Raw genomic sequence first — 26,045 nt, 5'->3', positions numbered from 1 at the left:
GCCCACGCCGAGCGTGGGGCCCTCGCTCCTTCGGCCCACGCAGAGCGTGGGACCCATCTCCACTACGTCGCGGGGACCCCGTCCGTCCGTGGTTCATAACACGGCCTAGGACGAGTCGACCTGCGGTTGGGGACGGTGGGTGCGGACGAGGTCGACAAAACCGTCGGCGAGCGGTTGCCAGGTCTCTCGCAGCTCGCCGCGCGCGGCATGCACGGCCCGCGAAGCCTCCATGTGGATGCCATGGCCGAGTGCCAGTGCGGCGGAAGGCTTTTGCACCGTCCAGCTGTCGAACTGCTCCGGCGAGATCTCGGGATGGAACTGGACGCCGTACGCCGCGGGTGCGAAGCGCACCGCTTGCGGACTGCCATCCGGGGCGGTCGCGAGCACAACGGCGTCGGCAGGCAGCTCAAGCGCGATGTCGTTGTTCCACTGAACCGAGCGCGCACCGTCGAAGGCGTGGAGCAAAGGATCGGAACGCCCGGCATCGGTCAGAGTGACGGGGGTCAGGCCGGTCGCCTGCCCGCCCGGGTTGGGACCGGCCCGGCCACCCAGCGCGGCCGCCGCGAGTTGATGGCCGAGGCAGATCCCGAGGAAGGGCCGCCCCGCGGCAACCGTGGTCGCGATCAACGCGCGGGTTGCGGGCAGCCACGGATAGTCGGCGTCGTCATTGGCTCCGGCCTCCCCGCCGAGGACGACGAGGGCGTCCGCGTCGCCCAACTCGGTCGGTATGGCGACTGGCTGATCGGGCACGGGCCTATAGGCGTGCGCCTGCACCCGGCGCAGGCTCACCCCGCGCGCGTCCCACCACTGCCCAAACCACTCGGGTGGGCACTCGTCCTCGTGTTCGATGACGAGAAAGGTCAGTTCACTCACCCGATCGCAATCTCCTCATCGGTCGCGCGGCGAACGACGACCCGGGTCCACGCGCCGAGATAGATCCGGTTGTCGCCGACCTCGGTCTTGGGACCCACCGCGATCGGGTCGTCGGGCAGCGGTCCCGACGCCGGCCCGACAAATGTGCCATTGGAGCTCTGCAGATCCTCGACGAACCAGCGCGTGCCGTCCGTCGTCAGCTGAGCGTGCCGGCGCGAAACACCGGGGTCGGAGGAGCAGTCGATGTCGGGCGCGATATTGCGGCTGGAGGACTTGCGCCCGATGAGCGCACTCGCGACCCGCAGCGGCACGACAGCCGGGAGACCGGCGGACGGGAGCGGCTCGGTGGCCTGCTGATCGGCATACCAATCGGGGTCGATCCACACCTCGGCGACCCACTGGAAAGCGATCCGCGGTGGCACACCGCCGACACCGGTTGCGATGCCGCCGTCGGCACCGCCGAGGTCGCCGGCCGGATCTCCGGCCGCCTGCGAAGCTGCCGAGCCGGGGTCGGCTGCGGGCTGGCCGAGGTCGCCCGGCTCGCCGGGGCCAGGCTCGCCCTCGCCGGCCTCGCCCTCGGCGGAGACCGAGGCCCCGGCCGCATCGAGTTCTTCGGCGCCGGCGAGTCCGCCGAGTTCGCCGGAGCCGTCGGGCGTTCCCTCGGCGGCCGACTCGGCTTCGGCGGCAACGACGCTCGCGGGCAGGGCGCCCGTGGTGAAGTCATAGCCGCACGCCTCGCAGAACAAGCTCTCGGGCGCATTAGCCGTCTGGCAGTTCGGGCAGTCCTTCGGTCCGGCCGGCGCCGCGGGCGCCCCGACGGGCGGCAGGTCGAGCGAGTTCACCGCGCCCACCGACGCCGCTGGCGCGGCAGTGCCCGCCGCGCCCGGAGTCACGGCGCCCTCGGGAATGGGCGCTCCACAGGTGTCGCAGTAGTCGGTCGAGTCGCTGGTGTGCCCGTTCGGGCAGACGGCGCTCACTTGCGCACCCGCGTGGTCTTGGTCGACGCCGTGTCGAGGGCCATCTCGTCCAGCTTCTCCACCTGCTTCTTCAACCGCACCGTGCCAGTCTCGGGATCCTCGATGTCGACGACCTTCTTCAGCCGGGTCGTCATCTCGTCGTTGCCTGCTTGGGTCGCGAGTTGGACGGCGCGGCCGAGCTTGGAGGTTGCCTCGTCGTCGCGGCCCGCCGCCTTGGCGGCCAAGCCGTCTTGGATCGCGGCGGCCAGTTCGGCTTGGCCGGTGTACTGCGCTACCTGGGGATTGATCCGCGCCGTGAGGGCATCGTCGTTGGACCACTTGGCCTTGACGAGCGCCTGCGCCTGAACGTCGTCGCCGAGGGCGAGTTGCACGCGGGCGGCGAGTTGCTCTTGCCCGACGCTCTTGGCCGGCAGGCGGACGGCGACGTGGTAGTCGCGGCTCTCGTCCGACCAGGCCCCGGTCGGGTAGCCACCGGTGAGCGGATTGACCTCGCGACGGCGGTTGGTCAGGTCCTCCAGAGTCGGCGAGACCTGCTTGACGAAGAGCACCTGGGCTCCCTGAGGCGCCCAGACCCGGATCTCGGCGTTGGCGACGCCGCGGGACATCGAGGTGCGCATCAGCGCGCGGAACTCCTCGGCCATCTCCTCTGGCCGTGGGATCAGATCCACCGTGCCGAGCAGCGCCGACGCGATCCGGCGGACCTCGTCGACCTGCCAGCGATCCCCCAGCCCGCGGCAGTCCGCCTGGAAGTTGCCGGCGCAGGACTGGATCGCCCAGGTCAGTTGGTCCGGCGTCTCGTGCTCGTTGGCGCCGTCGGTGAGCAGGATGGCGTGCTTGCGGAAGCTGTCCGGCACCTGGGCGAAGACCTGACGGGCCGCCAGCAGCCACTGCCCCATGGCGGTGCCCCCATCGGCGCGGAAACCGCGAACGGCATTCATCGCTTCGGAGCGAGTGCGCGCGTCCATGATGGCCAGGCCCGGGACCGGCGCCGGCGGGTAGACCTGCCAGGCGAGGTGATTGCCCGCGATGACCGCGAAGTGGGTGCCGTCGACGATCTCCTGCAGAGCGGCGGTCGCGGCCAGCGACCCCTGCTGGATGCCGCGCTCGCCCATCGAGCCGGAAGTGTCGACCATGATCACCTCGGCGGCGCCGGCCCCCCCGCTCGGGCTCGCGATCGCTTGGCTCGCGCCGGACGCGTCGATGCGCACGATGGCGTGCACATCGGTCGCGCCGTCGGGTAGGTACTCGTTTTGGAATGCCTCAGCCGTGAATGTCGCCACGGGATCCTCCCTCTTGTTGCGTCGATCCTGCCAAATCCGGCGTGGCAGGCGTGTCCGGCCCGGCCGGTTTTCTCGGATCCGCCGGCGCCACCTCGGCGCTCGACGGGGTGGGATCCGTCGCGGGGAGCGCCGCCTCACTCGCCTGGGCGGCGACGACGATGGGCTCCGGCGGCGGACCGACCCGCGCCAACGCCACCGTGATGTTGTCGACCCCGCCGGCATTGTTGGCGAAGTCGACCAGGCTGCGCGCCAGTGCCAGGGGCTCAGGTGCCGTTCCGGCTGCGAGCGTATTGGTCACGAGCGCGCGCAGGTCGGCCGCCTCCGAGCAGTAGTTCCACAATCCGTCGCTGCACAAAAGCAGCCAGCCTGGCTCGGCAAGCGTCACCACCTGCGTATGCGGCGTCACATCGTCGGGCTGATCGGAGCCGAGCCAGCGGGTGATCGAGTGCGCCATGGGCCCCGTCTCGGCCTCCTTGCGCTCGACGCCCGACGCGATCCGATCGGCGGCGACCGAGTCGTCGCGGCTCAATTGCCGCGCGCCCGGTCCGGCGTCGGGCAGCCAATAGATGCGGCTGTCACCGACATTCCCGACGTATGCCGTGTCCCCCACCACGATCGCGCCGGTGAAGGTGCACGACGGCGGTGCGGGGTCTTCAGGCCCGGCCACGGCGACAACGGCCTTCGAGGCAGCCGCCACGGCATCGCCGAGCCTCTTGACCGCCGCAGCCGCGGTGGCCTCCGGGGTGCCCGCACCCACGGCCAGGGGTTGGTCGAGCACGGTTCGGGCCGCCCTCACGGCCGCCAACGAGGCCTTGTCGGAGTCGGTGGTGTTGGAAACCCCGTCACAGACGACGAGCAACGCTCGACTCCCATGCTCGGCCTCGGCGGTGAGCGCGAGCGCGTCCTCGTTGCGCGAGTGCCGGCGACCAATATCGCTGACCCCGGCAACCCACGGGGCCGGGGATTCCTCGAGGTGGTCGCGCGGGTTGGGCTCCTTGCTGCCGCAATTGTCGCAGTAGCCGTCGGCGTAGACCCCGACCCCGCACGCGACACAGGGAACCGAGACGGGGGCTGCGTCATACGGGTTTGTGCCACCGGGCACGACGCCGGTCCAGCCGATGTCTAGCGGTGACTCCTCACCCGCAATGGGCGGCGCCGGGGTGGCTGCTCGCTGCGGGCTGGGCAGAGCCGCCGGGTCGACATTCCCGGCGCTGACCGGGGCCGGCCCGCTCGGTCCCGGGCCGGTGCCGTCGCCAGTTGCGTGCTGCGCGGGGAGTCCCCCCGACTGCCAACTCGGGGGCGTCAGCCGGCCTGCCACCCCGGCGGCCGAGGAATCTCTCGGGCCACCGGCGGTTGCCGCGCCACCCGAGCCGCCCGGGAAGAGGTCGGCGCCGCACGCCTCGCAGAACTGCGAGCCGGCGGGATTGGCCGCCGAGCACGATGGGCACAGCACGTCGGTCATACCAGGCTCCACGGTCGGACGGCGTTGGCCTCATCGACCAGCCGCAGCCGCTCGATCGGGTTTTCGGTGGTCGCTGCCAGGTCGCGTAGGGAGTTCTCCAGGCCGGCCTTGAGCCCGTCCGCGGTCGCCGGCCGGCCACCGACCTGCGCGCCGGCGGTGGGCCCGTCCTTCTTGACCCTCGCCAAGCCATCGCGATAGACGTCCACGGCGATCTCGGCGCGCCGGCGCCGGCTGAATCCAGCGGTGGCGGCCGTGCTCAGGGCCAGGTCCAGATCGGCCAGGTCACGGGGTGCTCCGGCTAGGGCCTCGGCCCAGTGCTGCCGCGCTAGGGGATAGGCGCTCGACGTCGGCGAGACGAGCGCAAGGGCGGACTGGACGCCGTCCAGGTCGTTCCGGGCGGCTCGAAGCCGGGCCAGGCCGAAGGCCGCGTGCGGCACGTAGGCAGCATCAGTGCGCGCGCAGATGGTGTAGAGCGACTCGGCGATCTCGTCGGTCCCGCTCAACTCACAGGCGAGCGCGAGCCCGAGTTTGGGCGCCAGTTCACCGGGCACCTGCCCATAGACGGCATTGAAGGCGCTCTGTGCCTGGGCCGGATAGTTGCGGGCGAGGGCACCGAGACCGGAGAGCCACACCGCCCGCCACTCCCACGGGTCGTCCGCGAGCATCCGCTGCACGACCGAGTCCAGGACGGCGAAGTCGCCGGCCTCCAAGGCGGCCAGTCCGTGCGCGAGGGCCACTTCGGTGCTCCGGCCGGGCGGGGCGTTGAGGGCGAGCAGCCGTTGGCCGGGCGGCTGCGCGGCGATCGTCGCGAGCCAGCCGATCTGCGGGTCGCTCGCGTCCGGCCTCAGGGCCGGCAGATCCTCCCAGGTCATCACGGCATCGCCGGTGGGCGGCGGATCGAAGAGCACCGACGCCGCGGACGAGGAGGCGGCCCCACCCTTGCGGTTCTGGGCGACGACCTCGCGCAGCACGCCGAGCATCTGGTTGCGCATCTCGTCGGCGGAGACGAAGCGGTCGTCGGGCGAGGGGGCGCAGGCCTTCAGCAGGAGCCGGTAGAAGGAGTCGTACTGCGCGAAGATCGGCACTTGCTCCGGCTGCGGAAGGGACTTGACGTAGGTCGTCTGGTAGCCGCGGAACTCCATTGTCAGCACGACGAGCGTCCGGCCGATGGTGTAGATGTCCGAGGCCACCGTGCACCCCTGCTCGGCGACCTCGGGCGCCTGATAGCCGACCGTGCCGAAGATCGCCGAGTCCTCATCGTCGATCCGGCGCACGCCGCCGAGGTCGATCAAGCGCACTTCGTCGCCGATCTGGATGATGTTGTCCGGCTTGAAGTCGCAGTAGACCAGCCCGAGATCGTGGAGATACTGAAAGGCCGGCAGGATCTCGATGATGTAGGCCAGGGCCTGATCGACCGGGATCGGGTTGTAACTCCCCGTCGCCTTCATCCGCTGTTTGAGCAGGGATTTCAGGGACGTGCCGCCGATGTATTCCATGACGATGTAGCCGGCATTGTGATGGCTGACGAAGTTGTAGATCTCGACGATATTGGGGTGGCTGACCTGCGCGAGAAAGCGTTGCTCGGCGAGCGCTGCCGCGAGCGCGTCCGGGTCGCCGGAGTTGAGCAGGCCCTTGAGCACCACCCAGCGGTTGGAGACGTTGCGGTCGCGGGCCAGATAGATCCAGCCCAGGCCACCGTGCGCCAGGCAGCCGGCGACTTCGTACTGCCCGGCGACAAGGTCGCCCGGCTTGAGCTTGGGCGTGAAATCGAAGGGCGCCCGGCAGTTGGCGCAGAACCCAGTCGTCCGCCCTGGCTGCCCGTCGCGGCCACGGCCGACCGGCTCGCCGCACTTGGGACAAAAACGCTTGTCCTCCGGGACGACGGGATTTTTCAGGACAGCCGACGAGGCGTCGATCTCGGGAACCGGCGGGACCGACGTGACACCGGCGCCGATCCGGGCCGTCCGCATCCGAGTGGAGTGGCCGGAGATACGACGCGTGGAGATCGTGCCACCGGAGTGCGCCCGGGCTGACCCCAACGCGGTGGCATCCAGCCGCGAGGAGACCTTTGATGCGGTTCCCTCAGCCGGCGACTCCCCACCCATGGCCCCGGGCGTCACTTCGGAGGGCACGCTCGGGGTGCCGCAGACATCGCAGTAGCCGTCCACGATCGTGCCGGAGCAGCCGGGTTGCTTGCACGCCAGCCCCTCCCGGTGCGAAGGGGGCGCCGGCGGCTTGGCACTGGTGCGCGGACGCGGCGGAGGCGGCGTCGCGATGGTCGCGACCACCGGAGTGACAGCCGAGACGTCGCCGGTGCCGGTCGCACCGGGCATCCCGCAGACATCGCAATAGCCGTCGATGATGGTGCCGGTGCATCCCGGCTGCTGACAGGCGTTCGGATCCGTCATCGTGGGCCTCTCACATTCGTCGTCACAGCCTGCAGGTAGCTCTGGTAGGCCGCCATCAACGCCCGCGCGCGCACCAGGGGCACCGGAGTGCTCGCCAGGGTGGCGACCAGTTGGGTATGCAGCGGTGCCAGGTCGGCGCGTTCGTCCTCGGTGATCGCCGGGGACGTCGCCGCCTGGGCATCGAGCGCGCCGAGCAGCCCGCGCAACTCCTCACGCTCGGCGAGGGCACGGGCATACGTCTCGTGGGCCTGATCGAGAGCGCGGGAGACGAGTTCGAGTCGCCGGAGAAAGGCGTCCACGGCGTCGGCATCGGTGGGGACGGCACCGAGGGCCCGGACGTCGGGCACGCCCAGTTTGGGCGCGGGCGTCACGTCCCGCAGGCACTGCGCCTGCAGCGAACGGATCGCGTCACCGCGGGCAGCGAGGTCGGCGACCTTGGCGCGCGCGGTCGCAGCGTCCCGCTCCCCCGAGACGCGACGCGCCGCGGCAACGATCAGATCGCGTTCCCGTCCGGCGACATCGACTTCCAGCGGGCCGAGATAGCCGCCGACATCCGCGCCCCGCTTGGCGCGCTCGGTGACGCCGAAGAGCCGCTGTTCCAGGCCGACCAGGTCGTGATTGGCCTTGTCCCGCGAGGCGCCGGGCGGGATCAGGCCGATCTGGTCACGAATGCGTTCGATGCCCTCGCGGATCGACTTCACCCGCAGCCCGACATCCATGGCGGTCGGCTCCAGCGCGAGTCGGGCGCGCAGGGAGGAGGTCATCGCATCCGAGAGTCGACAGGCTTCGGGCAGCGAGACGGCGAGCGCGCCGTCGGCCGTCGACGGCACGCGAGAACGCGCCGCCTCACCCGCTTGGCCCGGCGTGACATCGAGTCGGCCCCAGATGAGCGTCGAGATCTGCTCGGCCTGCGTCGGGCCTACTCGGCCGGAGTCGAACGCGACCTTGAGCAGTTCGTACCGGTCCGCGATCGCCTTCCACAGCGCCATCGAGACGGTCAGGTCATGCGTGAGCGCCTCGCGATCACCTTGGTCGGGAGCGTTGAGCGCGGCCTGGTCGATAGCGCTCAGTTGGCTTCGGCGCGCGTCGATCCACAGCCCGAGGTCGGTGAGATACCGAAGCGCCTCGGCCGCGGTCACCGGCACGCCGAGGCGCCCGGGAGCACGCGGGGTGCTCCCGGGGGACGCGGTCCGGCCCAGGTCGAGAGACATCAGCGGCCGTAGACCGGAACTGGCGGGTTGGGGGCCTTGCCCAGGCTCGCGGCGAACCATTTGTTGTAGATCGCCTTCCAGCCACCGTCATTGCGCAACTGGGCGAGGACCGCGTTGACATACCGGACGAAGTAGACGTTCTCCTTCGCGATGCCCAGACCGTAGGGCTCGTCAGTCACGGCGGCGGCGGCGGTCACCTTTGCATAGGGGTCCTGGGCCGCCAGGCCGGCGAGCACGGTGTCGTCGCCGGTGATCGCGGTCACGTAGCCCTGTTGGAAGAGAACCAGACAGCCGGTGTGATTGCTCGCGGTGACGATATCGATGCCGCCGACCTTGGCCGCGACCTCCTGGAGTTTGGTCAGGCTGGTGGTGCCGGTAGGCGCGCACACCTTCTGACCCTTGAGGTCCTCCATGCTCTGGGCGGTGTTGTCGCGCGTCACCAGGACCTTCTGACCGGCGTGGTAGTACTCGCTGGAGAAGGCGATGTCCGTCCATCGGCCGCAGGTCATGGTCATATTGCGGGCGACCATGTCGACCTCGCCGCTTTGCAGGGCCGAAATGCGTTCGCCGGCGGTGATGACCACCAGCCGCAACTTCGACTCTGAGCCGAAGAGTGCCTTGGCGACCGCCTTGGCGATGTCGATGTCGAAGCCCTCGATCTGACCGTCGAGCGGGTTGTAGGCCCCCAGCAGATAGCTGTCCGCGGACACGCCCACCCGCAAATAGCCACGGCTGACGATTTGGCGCAGCGCCGAGTCCGTGATCTGACTCGCCGGGGGGGTGCTGCCCAGCGGGTCGTAGGACTGCGTGGCGTTGGTGCAGGTCGCCGGCGCACTGGTGCTGCTCGGCGAACTCGAGGACGCCGAACTGGACGAGGCGGTCGGGAGCGGCGTGTCGGCGAAGTTGCCGCCCGTGCACGCGGTCAGGCCCAGCGCGGCCGACGCCGCGATGAGGAGAGCGCGCGGCCGGTTCATCGGTACTCCTCGATCCGGTTGGTCATCGAGCGGCCCGCGAGCAGGGCGGCGAGGATGCCACCCAAGCCGAGAACCCAGGGCAGATAGCGGCCGCCGAGCCCGTTGAAGTCCTTGACGACGCCGGCCACCAACTGATCGAGGACCGTGCCGGAGGCTTCATCGAAGGTGGTGAAAACGGCATTGGCCGAGCCCGACGCGGTGCTCGTCGCGAGGCCCACCGCCGCATTCCAGTCACCGCCTTCGTCGGCGTCGCGGATCTTCGAGTGCAGGGTCCGATAGTCGCTGAACTGGGGCTTGAGTGAGGTGCGGGTCGTGTCCGCCGCCAGCATGTCGTCGAGTTGCTTGTCCGCTTGGTCAGCGGAGGCGAGGAAGCGCTCCTCGTAGGTGGCGCCATTGCCTCGGGCGATGAGCGTCAGGCTCTCGTTCGCTTTGGCGTCGAAGGCAGCTGCCCGGGCACCTGCCAAGGAGACCGCGGCCTTGAAGTTCCCGCCCTTGACGGCGATCAACGTGGACGAGACATCGACGACGTGCATGGTGGCCAGTGCCAGGCCACCCGCCACCAACACGCCGGCGCCGACGAGGGGCAGGTTGACGTAGCGGTGCGTCTTGCGGGCCAGCCACAGGCCGATGCCGACAAGGGCGCCGAGCGTCAGCACGCCCATACCGAGAACCAATCCGCCGGAGCCGGCGAAATTGAGTTCGTCATCGGCGCGCGCCTCGTTGGCGCTGGCGAGGTTTGCGGCGATCGGGAGGGCCGTCTGCCGCAACCCGTCACCGGCGATCTTGAGATATTGCTGGCCGACCGTGAATGCCTGCCGGTTGTTGGTGCGGGCGCGGTCGATGTTGTTGGAGTAGCCCTGGACCGCTTGGTTCAGGGCGGCCAGCGCGGTGCCATCGGCCGGCTGGGCCTTCGCCGCCTCGGCGATATTGCGCGCCACATCAGCCATGGCGCTGTCATAGGTCAGGCGGTTCTTCTCGCTCTCCAGACCGCCGACCAGGAAGCCATTGGTGACAGCCGCGTCGGCCTTGAGCAGGTCGCCATAGATCGACTGCACCCGTACGACCTGCTCGGTGTTGGCGCTGGCGCGGTCGACCGCGGCATCGACCGCCCGCAGCCCGAGGAAGCCGGTCACGGCGAACGCCACGCACAGCAGGCTGGCGAGGGCGGCGAGGACGCGCATCCGGCCGGGCGTGCCGGTCAGGTAGTGGCGGCGGGCCTCGGCGCGGCGTTTGGCCGCTGCCGCGGAGGCGCTAGGAGCGGGCGCCTGGTCGGGCGCATTGGCGATGATCGTCATACGTCACTCCTGTCATCGGTCACGTCCGCGGAGCCGGCCCCTGCGCCGCCCTCGTCGTTCGCCTCGTCCGCGACAACCACCCCCGTGGCGTCACCTTCAGATGTCACAGTCTCATCGGCACCACCGACAACCTCCTCACCTGCAGGTATGCCGGCGTCGTCACCGAAGGCCACCACCTCCACCGGGTCGCGGAAGTCCTCGGGAAGCAGCGAGCGCAACTGCTCGGTGGTGACCTCCTCGCAGTCACGCAGTCGCCACGCGTGGCGACCGATCGCCTCCTCCAGGAGGTTGCGGACATACCGGCCGTTGCCGAAGGTGAAATCGCGCGGCGTCCCGGCGAGAATCTCGCGGACGACGGCCTCGGACTCGGGCGTGATGTCGTAGTCCGTGGCTGTGGCCAGCGAGGTCATGATCCCGACGAGTTCGTCGTCGGTGTAGTCGGCGAACTCGATGATCGTCTTGAAGCGCGAGGCCAGGCCGGGGTTCTGCGCGATGAACTCCACCATCGGTGTCGGATAGCCGGCGACGATCACCACCAGGTCGTTTCGGTTGTCCTCCATCTCCTTGACCAGGGTGTTGATGGACTCCTGACCGTATTGGTCACCCGAGAGGCCATAGGCCTCGTCGATGAAGAGCACACCACCGAGCGCCTTGGCGACGACCTCCGCCGTCTTGATCGCCGTCTGGCCGAGGTAGCCGGCAACGAGCTCGGAGCGGTCGACCTCGACCAGATGGCCCTTGGTGAGCAGCCCGAGCGCACGGTAGATGCCCGCGACCATGCGCGCGACCGTCGTCTTGCCGGTGCCGGGATTGCCGACGAAGACCAGGTGACGGGTGATGGTCGCGGTCTTCAGACCCACCTCGGCACGCCGCTTCTCGACCTTGAGGATCGCCACCTGCTGGTGGATCTCCTTCTTGACGGCGTCCAGGCCGGTCAGGCCGTCGAGATCGGCCATCAACTCGTCGAGGCTCTTCGGGGGCGGGCCGGCAGGCTCGGGCCCCGGTGCGGCCACGTTCGCTGGGTCGGCCGGGTTGCTGGGCGCGGCCGGCTGGCCCGGGCCGGCAGGTGGCTGGCCGGGAAGGCCCCCCACGGGTGGCTGGCCAGGGTCGGGGAAGGCCGGACCGCCCCGGAGTTGGTTGATGGCCTCCAACTGCGCCTGGACGCGCCGCTGGTTGTCCAGCATCAACTCCGTCAGATTCGGTATGCGGTTCGGGTCGCCGACGCCGAGCACGGGCGCGTCGGTCGGACGCGGAGTCGTCGTGGATTCGCCGGTTGCCGGAGCGGGTGGCTGCGCACCCGACGGTGCGGGTGGCGCACCGGGCGTCGCCGGCGCACCGGGCGTCGCCGGCGCACCTCGCGTCGTCGGGGCACCGGGCGTCGTCGGGGCACCGGGCGACGTGGCCGGGGCGACCGGCACGACGGCCGCCTGGGACGCTGCGGCGAGGGCGGCATTACCCGCCACCCGCGGCGTTGGCTCGCCGAGCAGGCAGGCGGCCGCGGCGATATCCGCCAGCGCCTGCCCGTATGCCGTGGCTCCCGGCGCGCGCGTCGCCGCCAGTTCGCTCAGCACCGCGGTCGGCGCCTGGCGCCACTTGCGTCCGGCCGAGGCCGCCTCGAAGAAGGCGGCGTTCGCGGCGGACGCATCGTCGGCGCCGAGCCCCGCCGCTGCGGCCCAGTCGAGGCTTGCCCGGGGGGCGGATTCGGCGATGGCTGCGGCAAAGCTCAGGCCTTCGGCGCGGGCTTCCTCACCGGGGCGGCCGGCTGCCTCGGCGGCAGCGACGAGCGCATCCAGCGAGGCCGCGAGGGTCTCGGCGGGTGTGGTCATCAGGAATCTCTTCCGATCGGTGGCGCCAACCGGCCCGACTGCGTGGGTGCCGCGGGCAGCTCGAGAGAGTTGGCGGGATTTGTGCTGGCCGGAGCGTTGTCGGTGGCGCGGTGCACGATGGGCAAGTCGCCGGTATCCGGGTCATCGGGAGGAGGTGTCGCTCCAGCGGGGGCGGGCATCGGCGGCAGCGCCGTCGCCGGGTCGATGGCGAGGCCGCCGCCGGCCGGGCCGCCGAATTTCTCCTGCAGGAAGCGGCCGTGGACGACGAGCGCTTCGGCGTCGGCGCGGCATACGGCGTCGAAGACTTTGTCCATCGTGGCCCCGAGGAGGTCGAGCTGATCGATGAGGATCAGCAAGGAGGTCTTGCCGCGATCGACCGGGCGCGAATCCGCCCAGTCGCGCGGCAGCCTGAGATAGCCGCCGATGGCACCCGGCAGGTAGTCAGTCGCGGTCGCCATCACGTTGTAGGCGCTCTGGCTGGCACCCAGGCTGTCGAGCCGGGGAATGGTCTGGCGCACGATATTCGTCACGCGCTTCAGCCGCGCCATGACCATCGGTGGCACGACCCCGTCGCGGGCCTGCTGTTCGACCGCGTCGAGAGCGGCCAGCAGCGAGTCGCTCGTCGGCGCCGCGGGCACCTCAATGATCGGCTCCGGGGCATTCTTCTTGCCGAAGCCGAACCATTCCCCGATGCCCATCGAGACCTTTCGCCGCCGCGCCCGTGACTAGTTCTGGGTCGGCGAGCCGAGGTCCAGGGAGCCTTGTGCGATGCGGGTGTCGGCGCGCTGGACGCGGTCGAGGTAGCTGCGAGACTTGGCGACCTCGCCCTCGAGAGTGCCGATGGTGGCCGCCATATTGTCGAGCGCCTGCACCTTGAAGGTGTCGATGGCATCCATGGTCGCGTAGATGTTCTGGAAGGCGCGCTGCAGTTGCGGCAGGCCGATGGTCGCGCTGGCCGCCTGCTCCTGGATCCGGATGCTGTTGTCCTTGAGCATCTCGGAGGTGCGCTCGATCAGGCCGGAAGTCGTGGTGTTGAGCGCCGTGATCTGGTCCAGGACGAGCTGCTGGTTGCCGAGCGCCTGAGCCACGATCACGGCGGTGCGCAGCGCGCTGATCGTCGTCGTGGTCGCCCGGTCGACACCCTTGATCAGCTCGATGTTGTTCTTGATGACGATGTCGATCGCCAGGTAGTTCTGGATGCTCACGGCCAGCTGGGTCAGCAGGTCCTGGTGCTTCTGCCGGACATAGAACAGGACGTCCTCGCGCAGCGCCTTGGCCTTGGCCGGGTCGCTCGTGTCAAGGGTGGCGATCTGGGCGGCCAGCTTGGCGTCGAGGCGCTCGGCGATATAGACGTACTGGTTGAGCCGTCCCATCGAGTCCCAGAGCTGCTGCTTCTCAAGATTCAACGCGACGTTGTCGCGCTGCAACTCGTCCTGGCCGTTGCGCAGGCTGTGCAGGATGCCGTTGAGGTGACTCTGCGCGCTCTGATACTTGCGGAAGTAGTCGGTGATCCGGTCGCCGAAGGGGATCATCCCCAGGACCTTCTTGGCACCCTGGGCCTGGCTCGGGTCGAGTTCCTCGACGGTGCGCCGCAGCTCCAGCAGGGTCTTGCCGACCTTGCTGCCCTGGGAGAGCCCACCCTCCTGCAGGGCCTTGACCGGGCTCTGCAGCAGGCGGTTGCTCGACTCGGCCGCGCGCCGGATGTCATCGTCACCCATGGTGCGCATCTCGCTGGCCTTGGCCTCATAGGCCGGGGATTTGGTCTCGGCCGTCATCAGGGCCGACAGGAAACCGTCGACCTTCTGATCCAGCATCGGGACGGCGGCGGCCGGCACGGCCGGGGCCATGGCCGGGGCTGCCGTGGACGGCACGGTCTGCATCGCCGGCGGCGCGTCGAGCGTCAACGTGGCATTCGGTGGCGCGAGCGGCTGGACGGCGTCCTGGATCGCGGGCTGGACGGCGTCCTGGATCGCGGGCTGGTCGGACATGCGCCTTCTCTCTTTCTGCCGGGCCCCCTGCGGCCGGACGTATGCCGTGCGAATCTGTCGCGGCGCGCTGAAGCGCACGCGCTAGTCAATGACGTGGCAGCAATCTACGCGGTTCCCGTGCGCGACCGAGTCCGTATGCCGCCTGACCACCCCCTGACCCGTTGGGTCGATGCGTGGTCGCCACGCGGGTTCGCCTCCCGTCCCTCATCGGGAGCGCCTCCCTACAACCTACGTGGCCAACTCGCGATCCTGCCGTAGGCTGACTCGCGCCCCGCATGCGGGGATGAGCCGTTTTACGGGTGTGTCGGAGGCCCTCAACTGAGTTCTCGCCCCGCTATGCGGGGATCTCGGCTCCGCGTTGCTGGTTGGGTATCGCGCTTTGCAACTTTTATTGGTGAGTCGGCGTAGGACAGTTAACTGTGAACTGTGCGAACATGATCCCGTCATCGCCACATAGGAGGCCAACGTGGCTCGATTCGAGGAGCGGACCTGGACCGGTGGCGATGGCCCGCGCCGGGCTCGTCGCAGCGGCACCTATCGCGCCTACGTGCCCGACCCCCTGCATGACCGAATCGTCACACTCACTACCGACAGCCGACGCCTGCTCACCCTCGCGGAGAGGGCCGCCCACCGACTCGCCGAGACCGGCACGTCGCCCGGGATCGACGCCCTCGGCCCTTTGCTCGTCAGCTCCGAGGCGGCCGCCAGCTCATGGATCGAGGGAGTAGCGCCCGGCGCTCGCCAGATCGCCCTCGCCGGACTGTCCCTGACCGAGGACGTCCGCGGGACCTCCGCGTCGGCCCGTCTCGTCGCCAACAACGCGGCCGTCATCCGCCAGGCCGTGCGCGACCTCGCCCAGGCGCCCAGGGTCACGGTGGACGACCTCGTCGGACTCCAGCAGCGACTCCTCCCCGATCGGCAGGTGCTGCACGGCCTGCGGACCACCCAGAACTGGATCGGCGGTTCGTCCTACGACCCGCTGTCAGCCGTCTATGTCCCGCCCCCACCCGAACACGTCGAGCGGTTGGTCGCCGACCTCGTCGACTTCGTCAGCGACACGACGCTGTCTCCGCTGATCCAGGCCGGGATCGCGCATGCACAGTTCGAGACGATCCACCCCTTCGGCGACGGCAACGGCCGGGTCGGCCGAGCCCTGATCCACTTGATCCTGCGTCGTCGCGGGCTCACCCGCAACGCCCTCATCCCGGTGTCTCTCGTTCTCATGACACGAACCAACGCCTACATCGCTGGCCTGGAGGCGTATCGCTTCGCCGGTGACCCGCGGGGCGACGACGGCATCGACGCTCTCAATGCCTGGCTCGCGGTTTTCCTGCCCGCCGTCATCGACGCGACCGATCAAGCACGAGCCCTCGCCCGCGAGGTCACCGAGATCCGCCATCGGTGGTCGGTCGCCCTCAACACGAATCGAGTCGCCCAGGGGACCACGCCGCGGCCACGGGCCGGCTCCGCGGTGGCCACGCTGCTCGACGGGCTTGTCGAGGCCCCGGTCATGAGCGTCGACACCGCGCAGCGGCTCTTCGGCGTCGGCCCACGGTCAGCCGCGCGCGCCTTCGCCGAGCTCCAGAAGGCCGGCATCGTCAGCGCCAAGCACGACCGGGGCCGCCTCCTGATCGTCGCCGACGACATCGTCGACTTTCTCGACCTCGCTTCCCGCCGGCTCGCGAGCCCGCACTTCGACACCCGCGAATCGCCCCCGGCCCGGCCGGCGCCGGTCCTGCCCCGCGGCCAATCGAGATCGCCCTGGATCGGGACCGACGAGACCGAGCCCGAGTTCTCCGATGCCGCACTGTCGGTCTGGGCCAAGACCAACGCCCAGGACGGGGCCTGGATGCGCCTGACCCGACACCTCCTCGATGCGAGCGCGGCCGCCGAGCAACTCTGGGACCACTGGCTGCCCGCCAACATCCGTCAGCAGATCGGCGAGGCCTTCCCCGACGGCGAGGCCGACGGCCGGATCGCGGTGGCCTTCCTGGCCGGAGTCCATGACCTCGGCAAGGCGAGCCCCGGCTTCGCGGTGAAGGCCCGGATGGCGCCGGGCTTCGCCGATCTCGTGGACCGGATGGCCGGCCACGGACTGGTCTGCCCGCCGTACCGGCCCGGCGGGTTCACCAAGCTCCCTCCGCACTGCCGGATCGGCCAGCACCTCCTGCGCGGGTGGCTGATGGAGCGGCACTCCATCTCTCATGCCGCGGCGACTGCACTGTCGATCCCCGTCGGAATGCACCATGGCGTGCCCCCGACCGGACTGGAATTGCAGGACCTTGCCCGCGATCCCCTGTGGGTCGGCGACCGGGTCGAGGCGTGGCGTGCGGTCCAGGCGGAGATACTCGACGCGATGGCTCGCCATACGGGAGCCGAGGCGAGGCTGAGCGCGTGGGCCGCGCTGCCCGTCGGCGTCACCACCCAGGCCCTGCTCACCGCAGTCGTCATCGTCGCCGACTGGCTCGCGAGCGACTCCAACCGATTCCCGTATGCCGACAGCTCCCCGTCCACTCAGCGCGTCGCCCGCGCCCACCTCGGCCGCGACCTCCTGTCACCGTGGCATCCCGGCCAGCCTACGCACGATGTGGATCAGCTCCTCCCCGAACGATTCCCCGCCGTCAACGGAGCACCACGCCAGCTGCAACGCGACTTCGTCCGGATCGCCGCACAGCTGACCGAGCCGAGCCTGCTTATCCTCGAGGCGCCGATGGGCTCGGGCAAGACCGAGGCCGCACTGATGGCCGCCGAAGTCCTGGCGTCGAGGTTCGGCCAGGGCGGGGTCTTCATCGCCCTGCCGACCATGGCCACGTCGGACGCGATGTTCGACCGGCTTCTGCCCTGGATCCGCCACCTGGACGACGCCACCGACAGCACTGTCTTCCTCGCCCACGGCAAGGCCCAGTTGAACGAGCAATACCGTGGGTTGGTCACTGGCGAGCGGATCCACGCCGTCAACGCCGGCGAGACCGAGTTGAGCGACCTCGACGACCCGGGCGACGCGGCCATCGTCTCCGGCTGGCTAACCGGCCGCCGCAAAGGCGTCCTGTCGAGCATGGTCGCGGCGACGATCGACCAAGCCCTCTTCGGCGCGCTCAAGACCCGTCATCTCGCCCTGCGACACCTCGCCCTGGCCGGCAAGGTCGTGGTGATCGACGAATGCCACGCGGCAGACGACTACATGCGGCGCTACCTCGGCGGCATCCTGCAATGGCTCGCGGCCTACCGGACTCCGGTGATCCTGCTCTCGGCGACCCTGCCACCCGACCAGCGCGCCTACCTCGCGCAGGCGTATGCCGCGGGCCTGGGCCAGCGGATCGACCCACCAGCATCGGTCGGCTACCCACAGATCACCGTCCAGGGCGCAACGACCCAGACCTATGCCGTCCCCTGGAACGGCCTGAATCGCGTGCTGTCCGTGGACGCCCTGGCCGAGTTGGACCTGGTCGCCACCCTGGTCCCGTTGGTCGAGGACGGGGCCGTGGTCACGGTCATCCGCAACACGGTCGGGTCGGCGCAGGACACCTTCATGCGGTTGCGAGAGGTTCTCGGGGATCGAGTCACCTTGTTGCACAGTCGTTTCCTCGCGGATGCTCGTGCCGAGCGGGAGCGAACCCTCCGCGCCCGGCTGGGGCCGCCCGGCCCGGGCGTCACCCGGCCCCGGGGCTTCGTCGTCGTCGGCACCCAGGTGCTCGAACAATCCCTCGACATCGACGCCGACCTCATGATCAGCGACCTCGCACCGATCGATCTACTCCTCCAGCGGGCCGGCCGGTTGCACCGGCACGAGCGCGGCGCCGGGGAGGCGGACCGTCCTGCCACCGGCCGCTCGCCCCGTCTCCACCTGCTGGGTCTGCCCGACCTAGACTCGCGGACCCCGGAACTCCAGCCCGGAAGCCGAGCCGTCTATGGCGAGAGTCGGCTTCTGCGTGCCGCCGCAGTCCTCGCGCCGCACGTGGCGGGAGTCCCAGTCAGAATCCCCTCGGACATTCCTCTCCTCGTCACGCACGCCTACGACCCCACCCTGGTCTCGCCCCCCGCCTGGCGCGAGGCATGGGCACGTGCGGAGGCCGAGCAGTCGCGGGTGACCGACGACCAGATCGGACGCGCCGAGGTCTTCCGAATCGCCGGACCCCACGACGAGAACCTGCTCGGATGGTTGACCGGACGGACCGACGACTCCGGCACCGACGAGGAGACGACGGGATCGGCACGCGTGCGTGACAGTGAAGATGGGATCGAGGTCATCGTCGTGTATCGCCAGTCCGGTTTCGTTCGCCTGCTGCCCTTCTCGGGCCCGTATGCCGATGCCGACCTCGGCGTCGTCACCCTCGATCCGCCTCCTGAGCAGCTCGCGCTCGCGGCGAGCGCCGCCACCGTGCGCCTGCCCGCGGCCATGACCCGGCAAGGCCAGATCGACCGCACCATCCGCGCGCTGGAAGACCAATGCGCCGACTTCACAGGATGGCAGCAATCCCGCTGGCTGGCCCGCCAACTCGTGCTCTGCCTCGACGAGAGCTTCACCGCGACCATCGCGGGCTGGCAGTTGCGCTATGAACCCGACCTCGGGCTCATGACGACGAGAGATAGGGAGTCAGGATGAGCCGCACGGCATACGACCTGCGCGACGAACCGTGGATCGCCGTCCGCATCGGCGATCAGGTGCACGAGCTGTCGCTGCGGGAGATGTTCCAACGGGCCGGCGAGATCCGCGGACTCGCCGGCGAGATCCCCACCCAAGACGCGGCAATACTCCGGCTGCTGCTCGTCATCGTCAACCGAGCGATCCCGGAGCATCGCCACGGCCCGCCGGAGTGGACCCGCTTGTGGGAGGCGCGGGAACTCCCCCTCGCCGAGATCGACGCCTACCTGGACGCCCAGGGCGAGCGATTCGACCTGCTGTCGCCGACGACGCCATTCCTCCAGGTGGCCGGCCTGAGCGCGAGCAAGACCTCCGGTCTGGTCAAACTCATCGCCGAAGTGCCTGCGGGAGAGCAGTACTTCACGACCCGGGCCGGCCGACAGATCACAAGCCTGTCGTATGCCGAGGCTGCACGTTGGCTCGTCCACTGCCAGCAGTTCGACGTCTCCGGGATCAAGACCGGAGCCATCGGCGACCCCCGCGTCAAGGGCGGCAAGGGATATCCCATCGGGACCGGCTTCGCCGGCCGATGCGGACTGGTCTTCGTGGAGGGCGGCGATCTGCGCGAGACGCTACTGCTCAACCTCGTTCTCCCCCGCCGTGAGTTCGACAGCCGATCCGACCTACCCGCGTGGGAGCGATCGCCACTCGGCCCGGGGGTTGACGCGAAGCATGCGTTTCCCACCGGACCCAACGACCTGACCACGTGGTCCATGCGACGAATACTGTTGCACCACAACGGCACCGAAGTGACGGACGTTCTCATCACCAATGGTGACCCGGTGCACGCTCGCAACCTGCACAAGGTCGAGCACCATTCCGCCTGGAGACGCAGCGCCAACCAGGAGAAGCTCACCGGCGACACCGCCTACATGCCCCGATCGCACGACCCGGCCCGAGCCCTGTGGCGCGGGCTCGACGGCATCCTCATCGAGCGTGCCACCGGAGGCGCGGTTAGCGGCGAGGCCGTCGCGGAGTTGGCTCCCGCCGTGGTCTCCTGGCTCGCCGAGCGGCGGGATGCCGGTGGCCTCGCCCCCGACACGCCGGTGCGTCTCCACGCGGTCGGGATGTCCTACGGCACCCAGGACTCGATGATCGAGGCGACCTACGACGACGCCCTCCGGCTGCGGGCGAAGGTCCTGACTGATCCTCCGGTGACGAGCGCCGCGCTCCGCGCCGCGGACCTGGCCGTCGCTGCGGTCACCCTGTTGGCCAATCTGGCCGGCAACCTCGCCAGTGCCGCCGGCCGCGACCCAGCCGGGGCGCGGGACAGGGCGCGGGAGTTCGGCTTTCATCAGCTCGACGGGGCCTTCCGATTGTGGCTCGGTCGGCTCGGCGACGGGGATCCAGAGCCCGCGTCGGCCGATTGGTCAGCAGTGTGCCGGGCCGTGATCGCGACCGAGGCCGACCGCCTCGTCCGTGAGGCCGGGGCCGACGCCGTCCTTGGCCGCAAGGTCAAGGAGCGACATCTCGATGCGGCGCTGGCAGACCTGTGGTTCCGCGCCGCCCTGTCGAAACTCATTCCACCGCAACCAGTTCCACACGACCAGGAGAGGCAGATGAGCGCGATACCCACGCCCTCAGGAACAAGGGGTTCGACGCGATGACCACAGCGACGACCTCCCGGCGCAATACCGAGCGGAAGCTGGCCCGACTTGTCGGCATCCGGGTGACGACGCTGCAGCGCGGTATGGACGCCGAGTCGGCGCGCACCGACAGTGCCACCCGAGCCACCCTGGCGCGACTACGGCGGCTCGATCCGGGCAACCTCGGCGACGATACCGACTCCTGGGCGTTGACCATGGACCTGCTGCCGGCCGACCTCCTGGGCCGCACCGACCAGCCGAGTCCGGCGGAGCGGGCCGCTCAGGCCTCGCTCGTCCTGTTCGCCACCCACGCTCAGTCAGCGCGTCAGGCGGTCCACGTCCGGGAGCGCCCCCTGGGTCTGGCCATCCGCCAGCTCGCCGAGTCCCGGGACGCCGACGACCTCATGGGCGGCCCCGTGATGGCCCGCTTCCACTCTCTGGGCCGGGCACAGACCTATGACCAGCTGATGACCCACCTGCGGGGCATCGTGCAAATCCTGCGCGCCGAGTCGATCCCGCTCGACTACGGCTCCCTGGCCGCCGATCTCTATCGCTGGCAGCAGCCCGGCGGCATCCCCATCGTCCGATTGCGCTGGGGCCGAGGATTCCACCGCACTTCGACGAAGAACCCCTCCAACGACACACCAGACACCATCCCTCCGCTCCTGACCGACGCCGAAAGCGAGACCGCTCATGTTCGTTGACATCCACGTCATCCAGTCCGTCCCCCCGAGCAATATCAACCGGGACGACACCGGCAGCCCCAAGACGGCCTACTACGGGGGCGTCCTGCGCTCGCGCGTCAGCAGCCAGGCCTGGAAGAAGGCCGTGCGCGGATCCTTCGCCGACTCCATCGATCAGTCGAACCTCGGGATCCGCACCAAGCAGGCCCTGGAGAAGCTCGCGGATCGCATGAAAAACCTCCGACCTGATCTCGATCCGGCCGAGGCCCAGTCGCGGGCCAAATCGGTCATCGAGGCCCTCGGCATGAAGGTCGACGAGGTCAAGCTGACCCGGACCCAGCAGAAGGCGATCGACGCCGGTGAGGCTCCGGCCGCGGCATACGGAAAGACGCAGTATCTCGTCTTCTGGAGCAACCGCCAACTGGACCGGCTCGCCGACCTGGCGCTTTCGGTCGATGGGAAGCCGACCAAGGCTCAGGCGAAGTCGGCAGCCGACGCCGAGCACGGCCTTGAGGTGGCCCTCTTCGGGCGAATGGTGGCGGACGCCGCGGACCTCAACGTCGACGCGGCGGTGCAGGTGGCGCACGCGATCAGCACGCACGCCGTCACCCCGGAACAGGACTATTACACCGCCGTCGACGACGCGAACGTGGAGGAGGAAACCGGCGCCGGCATGATCGGGGTGATCGAGTTCAACTCCTCGACCCTCTACCGGTTCGCCACCCTGGACGTCCCTGGGCTGCAGAAGAATCTCGACGGTGACATCGAGGCGACGGCAGAGGCGGTGGAGGCCTTCGTCTCAGGGTTCGTGACAAGTATGCCCACCGGTAAGCAGAACACCTTCGCCAACCGCACCCTGCCCGACGCGGTGCTCGTGTGCATCCGGGACGACCGCCCGGTCAACCTCGTGGGCGCCTTCGAGGAGGCGATCGAGGGCGCCGGCGGATACACACGTGCGTCGGTCGGCCGCCTCGTCGAGGAGTTGCGCGAGGTTTCGGGGATGGGCTTCGACCCACGTGCCGTACTCACCGCCCGCGGGAGCAGCCGTGCCGAGGCACTCGACGAGGTCGCTGCCCCAATGCCCCTGAAGGACCTCGTCGGCGCCGTCGGGTCGGCGGTCCGGGGAGCCGGCACCGGCGAAGCCCGATGAGCACGCTGCTGCTGCGTCTCGCCGGCCCGCTGCAAGCCTGGGGAGACTCGAGCCGGTTCACCCGGCGCGAGACGCGTTCCGAGCCCACCAAGAGTGGCGTTCTCGGGTTGATCGCGGCCGCCCAGGGGCGGCCCCGGACCGATTCTATCGTGGACCTGCTCGGGCTTCGGTTCGGGGTCCGGATCGACCAGCCCGGCCGGATCCTGCGGGACTTCCAGACCGCCCACCGCTCGAGTGACGGGGCCGTCATGCCGCTGTCCACCCGCTTCTATCTCGCCGACGCGGCCTTCCTCGCCGGGGTCGAGGGTGAGCCGGAACTGGTTGCGGGACTGGCGGAATCGCTTCGGCGCCCGACCTTCCCGCTCTATCTCGGCCGCCGCTCCTGCCCCGCTCCACCGGATCTCTTCCAGGGGGTCGTGGCTGACGATCTGGTCAGTGCCCTGAGCACCTTCCGGTGGGTCGCCTCGCGCTGGCACCGGCGGCGGATGGGCTCGACCGTGCGCCTGCCGATCGTCATCGACGATGACGGCAGCGCGCCGGGTGACCGGTTGACGGCCCGCGACGTGCCAGCGAGTTTCGCACCGGAACGCCGGGAGTACGTATGGCGGGACGTCGTCCGGCTCGAGCAGTTAGCCACCCTTCCGAACGATCTGGCCCGCGACGACGGCGACGACTACTTCACGGTGGTGGCGAGCGCATGACCGAGTTATCGAGAGTCCGGCTCAACCCGACCCGTCGCGACACCCATCGACTCCTGGCCTCGCCACAGGCGATGCACGCGGCCGTGATGGGCTCACACCCCCAGTTGGCTGACGAGGACTCCGCCGGCCGCGTTCTCTGGCGGGTCGACCAGGCCAAGACGCACGACATCCAGCTCTATGTCGTCTCTCCGTCGGCTCCGGACTTCACCGGTCTCATCGAACAGGCCGGTTGGCCGAGTCAACCCCAGTGGGACAGCACGGCATACGAGCCCTTTCTCGACCGGCTGGCCGCCGGCCAGGCGTGGCGGTTCCGGTTGACCGCCAATCCCGTCCGCGTGTTGCCCAAGCAGCCCGGCGGGCCTCGGCGCGGGCGCGTGTCGCCACATCTGACGGCGGATCAACAGCGTGAGTGGCTCGTCAAGCACGCCCGATCGTGGGGGTTCGAGGTGGCCACGGACGAGACGTTCGGCGTGCTGTCGGAGGTGAGCGAGCGGCATACGGTCAGTTTCGGGCGCAGAGAGGCCGAGGCAGGCAGGTCGAGGGTGTCCCTGTCTCGGGCTAGCTTCGCTGGTCTATTGACCGTGGTGGCTCCGTCGGCGCTGCGGACCGCACTCGTCGGGGGGATGGGCCGAGCCAAGGCGTATGGCTGCGGCCTGATGACCCTGGCCCCGCCGCGGTCGTGAAACCGATCCCCGGGCCTCCCCCCACGCCGATCTCGGCGCTGCAGCGCGCCCAGGACCGGTTGAGCTTCGTCTATCTGGAGCGGTGCGTCGTCCACCGGGACGGCAACGCGTTGACGGCGACGGATGACCGCGGGGTCGTTCACCTTCCCGCGGCCACGGTCGGAGCCCTCCTGCTCGGCCCGGGGACCAATGTCACCCATCAGGCGATGGTGTTGATGGCCGAGAGCGGGTCCACGTGCGTCTGGGTGGGCGAGCAGGGCGTGCGCTACTACGCGCACGGACGGACCCTGACGAACGCCTCGCGTCTGCTGGAGGCGCAGGCTGCGCTGGTGAGCAATCAGAACTTGCGTCTGCGCGTCGCCCGCGAGATGTATGCGATGCGCTTCCCCGGGGAGGATGTCTCTGCGCTGACCATGCAGCAGCTTCGTGGCCGGGAAGGGGCACGGGTTCGGAAGGCTTATCGCGATGCCTCCGAGGAGTTCGGGGTCGAGTGGACGAAGCGCGACTATCGACCAGACGATTTCACCGGGTCCGATCCGGTCAACATGGCGCTGTCATCCGCGACGACGTCCCTGTATGGCGTGTGCCACGCCGTGATCGTCGCGCTGGGGTGCGCACCCGGGCTGGGCTTCGTCCATACCGGCCACGCGCGGTCCTTCGTGTTCGACGTCGCGGACCTCTATAAGGCGGAGATCGCCATACCCGTCGCCTTCAAGGTGGCGAGTGAGCAGGAGCCGGATGATATTCCCGCTGAGACGCGACGAGCGGTGCGAGACGCCATTGTCTCGCAAGACCTGCTCGCTCGATGTGCGCGAGACGTCCGGCGCCTTCTCGTTGGCGATCAGGGTGAGACGGCGGACGATGCACCGGACTGGGACGTTATCTATCTCTGGGATCGGAAAGGCACGAAGGTCGTTTGCGGCCAGAACTTCTCGGACGACGCACCGTGGTAGTGCTCGTTGTGACGGCCGTGCCCGCCGGCCTCCGCGGACACCTCACCAGATGGCTTCTGGAGATCGCCCCGGGAGTCTTCGTCGGTCACCTCACCCGTCGCGTTCGCGATGAGCTCTGGGATCGGGTCGTCGAACTCTGCAAGGACGGTCGCGCGATCATGATCGAGTCCGCACGCGGTGAGCAGCGACTGTACTTCCGCGTCCATCGCCACGAGTGGGAGCCGGTCGACCTCGACGGGATCCAGCTCATTCGCCGGCCAAGCGCACCGTCGGCGCGCTATACCGGGATGCGCCGCGGTTGGAGCGCTGCAAGCCAGCGACGGCGCGGGCGAAAGTGACTGCGGTTTGGTGACTCTTCGCCTATCCTGGCTGCTCAGCAAGTGTCCGCCCCGCCCGCGCGGGGATGAGCCCCTCAAGGCGGGTCACCGCTTCGATCCGTAATTGTCCGCCCCGCCCGCGCGGGGATGAGCCCGTCCACACAAATCCATGTGGACACAAGCAGGAGTCCGCCCCGCCCGCGCGGGGATGAGCCCTGGGCCGCCAAGATCGGTCGCCCCGACCGCGAGTCCGCCCCGCCCGCGCGGGGATGAGCCCGTGACATCGCTGCGGGCGATGATGGCGGGGGAGTCCGCCCCGCCCGCGCGGGGATGAGCCCCCGGATACTGGCGCGGCATCGACGACGAACTGGTCCGCCCCGCCCGCGCGGGGATGAGCCCCACTCGGTGCCCGGCGGGGGCGGGGGGGGCGGGTCCGCCCCGCCCGCGCGGGGATGAGCCCGCGCCCGTGCCGCCGCATGGCTCACCAGTACCGTCCGCCCCGCCCGCGCGGGGATGAGCCCGGATGCACTTCCATGGCTGACCGGCACCAGGTGTCCGCCCCGCCCGCGCGGGGATGAGCCCCCGGGCGGCAACGGCGCCCGCATCTGGTGGTGGTCCGCCCCGCCCGCGCGGGGATGAGCCCTCGGGCTTGCCCGAGTTGTCCCACGGGCGAGCGTCCGCCCCGCCCGCGCGGGGATGAGCCCATGGTTCAGGGCTACGAGTTCGTCCTGAACAAGTCCGCCCCGCCCGCGCGGGGATGAGCCCCGGGCGGCAACGGCTCGCGCATCTGGTGGTGCGTCCGCCCCGCCCGCGCGGGGATGAGCCCGCGGGCGAGGCGATCTGCTGCCCACCGGGTAGGTCCGCCCCGCCCGCGCGGGGATGAGCCCAGGCGTGACCACGAGCTGGCCGCGCAGTTCGCGTCCGCCCCGCCCGCGCGGGGATGAGCCCCCTCAACCACACACCCCGAAAGGCACCCCCAAGTCCGCCCCGCCCGCGCGGGGATGAGCCCCTCTTCTAGAACAAGGACTTTCACCAT

At 69.7% G+C, this 26,045-nt stretch carries 19 protein-coding genes and 1 CRISPR repeat array; of the genes, 8 read left to right on the top strand and 11 right to left on the bottom strand.

Annotated elements, in window-relative coordinates:
- Positions 1-105 precede the first annotated feature (105 nt).
- From ABD209_RS05585 to ABD209_RS05535, 11 genes are read right to left on the bottom strand one after another with little or no spacing between them, the layout of a single operon-like run.
- The gene (locus ABD209_RS05585; RefSeq protein WP_344063301.1) at positions 106-873 is read right to left on the bottom strand and encodes a type 1 glutamine amidotransferase; all 768 of its coding nucleotides are present in this window, start codon (positions 871-873) and stop codon (positions 106-108) included.
- The gene (locus tag ABD209_RS05580; protein ID WP_344063299.1) at positions 870-1,850 is read right to left on the bottom strand and encodes a double zinc ribbon and FHA domain-containing protein; all 981 of its coding nucleotides are present in this window, start codon (positions 1,848-1,850) and stop codon (positions 870-872) included. Before ABD209_RS05580 ends, ABD209_RS05585 begins: the two co-directional genes overlap by 4 nt.
- Positions 1,847-3,130, bottom strand: coding sequence for a vWA domain-containing protein (locus tag ABD209_RS05575; protein WP_344063296.1), 1,284 nt, complete (start codon positions 3,128-3,130; stop codon positions 1,847-1,849). Before ABD209_RS05575 ends, ABD209_RS05580 begins: the two co-directional genes overlap by 4 nt.
- A complete protein-coding gene (locus ABD209_RS05570) occupies positions 3,111-4,592 on the bottom strand; it encodes a PP2C family protein-serine/threonine phosphatase (protein WP_344063293.1) in 1,482 nt (493 codons plus the stop codon). The genes ABD209_RS05575 and ABD209_RS05570 overlap by 20 nt, the downstream gene beginning before the upstream one ends.
- Complete coding sequence (locus tag ABD209_RS05565) at positions 4,589-7,000, bottom strand: serine/threonine-protein kinase (protein WP_344063290.1); 2,412 nt, start codon at positions 6,998-7,000, stop codon at positions 4,589-4,591. Before ABD209_RS05565 ends, ABD209_RS05570 begins: the two co-directional genes overlap by 4 nt.
- Entirely contained in the window at positions 6,997-8,211 is a 1,215-nt protein-coding gene (locus ABD209_RS05560; RefSeq protein WP_344063287.1) for a hypothetical protein, read from the bottom strand. The genes ABD209_RS05565 and ABD209_RS05560 overlap by 4 nt, the downstream gene beginning before the upstream one ends.
- Positions 8,211-9,185, bottom strand: coding sequence for a glutamate ABC transporter substrate-binding protein (locus ABD209_RS05555; protein ID WP_344063285.1), 975 nt, complete (start codon positions 9,183-9,185; stop codon positions 8,211-8,213). The genes ABD209_RS05560 and ABD209_RS05555 overlap by 1 nt, the downstream gene beginning before the upstream one ends.
- Positions 9,182-10,480: a hypothetical protein gene (locus ABD209_RS05550; RefSeq protein ID WP_344063282.1), complete on the bottom strand. Its 1,299-nt coding sequence runs from the start codon at positions 10,478-10,480 to the stop codon at positions 9,182-9,184. The genes ABD209_RS05555 and ABD209_RS05550 overlap by 4 nt, the downstream gene beginning before the upstream one ends.
- On the bottom strand, positions 10,477-12,306 hold the full coding sequence (locus ABD209_RS05545; RefSeq protein ID WP_344063279.1) for an AAA family ATPase: 1,830 nt from the start codon (positions 12,304-12,306) through the stop codon (positions 10,477-10,479). Before ABD209_RS05545 ends, ABD209_RS05550 begins: the two co-directional genes overlap by 4 nt.
- A complete protein-coding gene (locus ABD209_RS05540) occupies positions 12,306-13,004 on the bottom strand; it encodes a hypothetical protein (protein WP_344063276.1) in 699 nt (232 codons plus the stop codon). Before ABD209_RS05540 ends, ABD209_RS05545 begins: the two co-directional genes overlap by 1 nt.
- Before the next feature lie 27 nt (positions 13,005-13,031).
- On the bottom strand, positions 13,032-14,294 hold the full coding sequence (locus tag ABD209_RS05535; protein ID WP_344063273.1) for a toxic anion resistance protein: 1,263 nt from the start codon (positions 14,292-14,294) through the stop codon (positions 13,032-13,034).
- A gap of 466 nt (positions 14,295-14,760) precedes the next feature.
- Between ABD209_RS05535 and cas3 the strand changes: the two genes are divergently transcribed.
- Genes cas3 through cas2e form a run of 8 tightly spaced genes read left to right on the top strand, consistent with a single transcriptional unit; the run spans position 14,761 to position 25,030 of the window.
- Positions 14,761-18,897 carry a CRISPR-associated helicase Cas3' gene (cas3, locus tag ABD209_RS05530; protein ID WP_344063270.1) on the top strand — a complete coding sequence of 1,379 codons (4,137 nt, stop codon included), beginning with the start codon at positions 14,761-14,763 and terminating at the stop codon, positions 18,895-18,897.
- Entirely contained in the window at positions 18,894-20,543 is a 1,650-nt protein-coding gene (gene casA / locus ABD209_RS05525) for a type I-E CRISPR-associated protein Cse1/CasA (RefSeq protein ID WP_344063267.1), read from the top strand. Before cas3 ends, casA begins: the two co-directional genes overlap by 4 nt.
- Positions 20,540-21,226 carry a type I-E CRISPR-associated protein Cse2/CasB gene (casB, locus tag ABD209_RS05520; protein ID WP_344063264.1) on the top strand — a complete coding sequence of 229 codons (687 nt, stop codon included), beginning with the start codon at positions 20,540-20,542 and terminating at the stop codon, positions 21,224-21,226. The genes casA and casB overlap by 4 nt, the downstream gene beginning before the upstream one ends.
- Positions 21,216-22,355, top strand: a complete 1,140-nt coding sequence (gene cas7e / locus ABD209_RS05515; RefSeq protein ID WP_344063261.1) for a type I-E CRISPR-associated protein Cas7/Cse4/CasC — start codon at positions 21,216-21,218, stop codon at positions 22,353-22,355. The genes casB and cas7e overlap by 11 nt, the downstream gene beginning before the upstream one ends.
- Positions 22,352-23,056 (top strand): type I-E CRISPR-associated protein Cas5/CasD, encoded by a 705-nt coding sequence (gene cas5e / locus ABD209_RS05510; protein ID WP_344063258.1) that lies wholly within the window; start codon positions 22,352-22,354, stop codon positions 23,054-23,056. Before cas7e ends, cas5e begins: the two co-directional genes overlap by 4 nt.
- Positions 23,053-23,739, top strand: a complete 687-nt coding sequence (gene cas6e / locus ABD209_RS05505) for a type I-E CRISPR-associated protein Cas6/Cse3/CasE (RefSeq protein WP_344063255.1) — start codon at positions 23,053-23,055, stop codon at positions 23,737-23,739. Before cas5e ends, cas6e begins: the two co-directional genes overlap by 4 nt.
- Positions 23,736-24,692, top strand: coding sequence for a type I-E CRISPR-associated endonuclease Cas1e (cas1e, locus tag ABD209_RS05500; RefSeq protein WP_344063252.1), 957 nt, complete (start codon positions 23,736-23,738; stop codon positions 24,690-24,692). The genes cas6e and cas1e overlap by 4 nt, the downstream gene beginning before the upstream one ends.
- On the top strand, positions 24,686-25,030 hold the full coding sequence (gene cas2e, locus ABD209_RS05495) for a type I-E CRISPR-associated endoribonuclease Cas2e (protein WP_344063248.1): 345 nt from the start codon (positions 24,686-24,688) through the stop codon (positions 25,028-25,030). The genes cas1e and cas2e overlap by 7 nt, the downstream gene beginning before the upstream one ends.
- 44 nt (positions 25,031-25,074) lie before the next feature.
- Positions 25,075-26,018: direct repeats of the CRISPR family, unit length 29 nt; unit sequence GTCCGCCCCGCCCGCGCGGGGATGAGCCC.
- Positions 26,019-26,045: the final 27 nt, after the last annotated feature.

The organism is Nostocoides vanveenii, assembly GCF_039531165.1.
Taxonomy (GTDB): Bacteria; Actinomycetota; Actinomycetes; order Actinomycetales; family Dermatophilaceae; genus Nostocoides_A; species Nostocoides_A vanveenii.
Note: the sequence above shows the minus strand (reverse complement) of the source record. Positions and strands in the feature narration are given on the sequence as shown.

Excerpts from the sequence above, each read along its gene's own strand:
- cas6e (WP_344063255.1), top strand. The coding sequence starts at position 23,053 with ATGACCGAGTTATCGAGAGTCCGGCTCAACCCGACCCGTCGCGACACC.
- ABD209_RS05560 (WP_344063287.1), bottom strand. The coding sequence starts at position 8,211 with ATGTCTCTCGACCTGGGCCGGACCGCGTCCCCCGGGAGCACCCCGCGT.
- cas7e (WP_344063261.1), top strand. The coding sequence starts at position 21,216 with ATGTTCGTTGACATCCACGTCATCCAGTCCGTCCCCCCGAGCAATATC.
- ABD209_RS05540 (WP_344063276.1), bottom strand. The coding sequence starts at position 13,004 with ATGGGCATCGGGGAATGGTTCGGCTTCGGCAAGAAGAATGCCCCGGAG.
- cas5e (WP_344063258.1), top strand. The coding sequence starts at position 22,352 with ATGAGCACGCTGCTGCTGCGTCTCGCCGGCCCGCTGCAAGCCTGGGGA.
- ABD209_RS05565 (WP_344063290.1), bottom strand. The coding sequence starts at position 7,000 with ATGACGGATCCGAACGCCTGTCAGCAGCCGGGATGCACCGGCACCATC.
- ABD209_RS05555 (WP_344063285.1), bottom strand. The coding sequence starts at position 9,185 with ATGAACCGGCCGCGCGCTCTCCTCATCGCGGCGTCGGCCGCGCTGGGC.
- casB (WP_344063264.1), top strand. The coding sequence starts at position 20,540 with ATGACCACAGCGACGACCTCCCGGCGCAATACCGAGCGGAAGCTGGCC.
- ABD209_RS05550 (WP_344063282.1), bottom strand. The coding sequence starts at position 10,480 with ATGACGATCATCGCCAATGCGCCCGACCAGGCGCCCGCTCCTAGCGCC.
- casA (WP_344063267.1), top strand. The coding sequence starts at position 18,894 with ATGAGCCGCACGGCATACGACCTGCGCGACGAACCGTGGATCGCCGTC.
- ABD209_RS05535 (WP_344063273.1), bottom strand. The coding sequence starts at position 14,294 with ATGTCCGACCAGCCCGCGATCCAGGACGCCGTCCAGCCCGCGATCCAG.
- ABD209_RS05545 (WP_344063279.1), bottom strand. The coding sequence starts at position 12,306 with ATGACCACACCCGCCGAGACCCTCGCGGCCTCGCTGGATGCGCTCGTC.
- ABD209_RS05570 (WP_344063293.1), bottom strand. The coding sequence starts at position 4,592 with ATGACCGACGTGCTGTGCCCATCGTGCTCGGCGGCCAATCCCGCCGGC.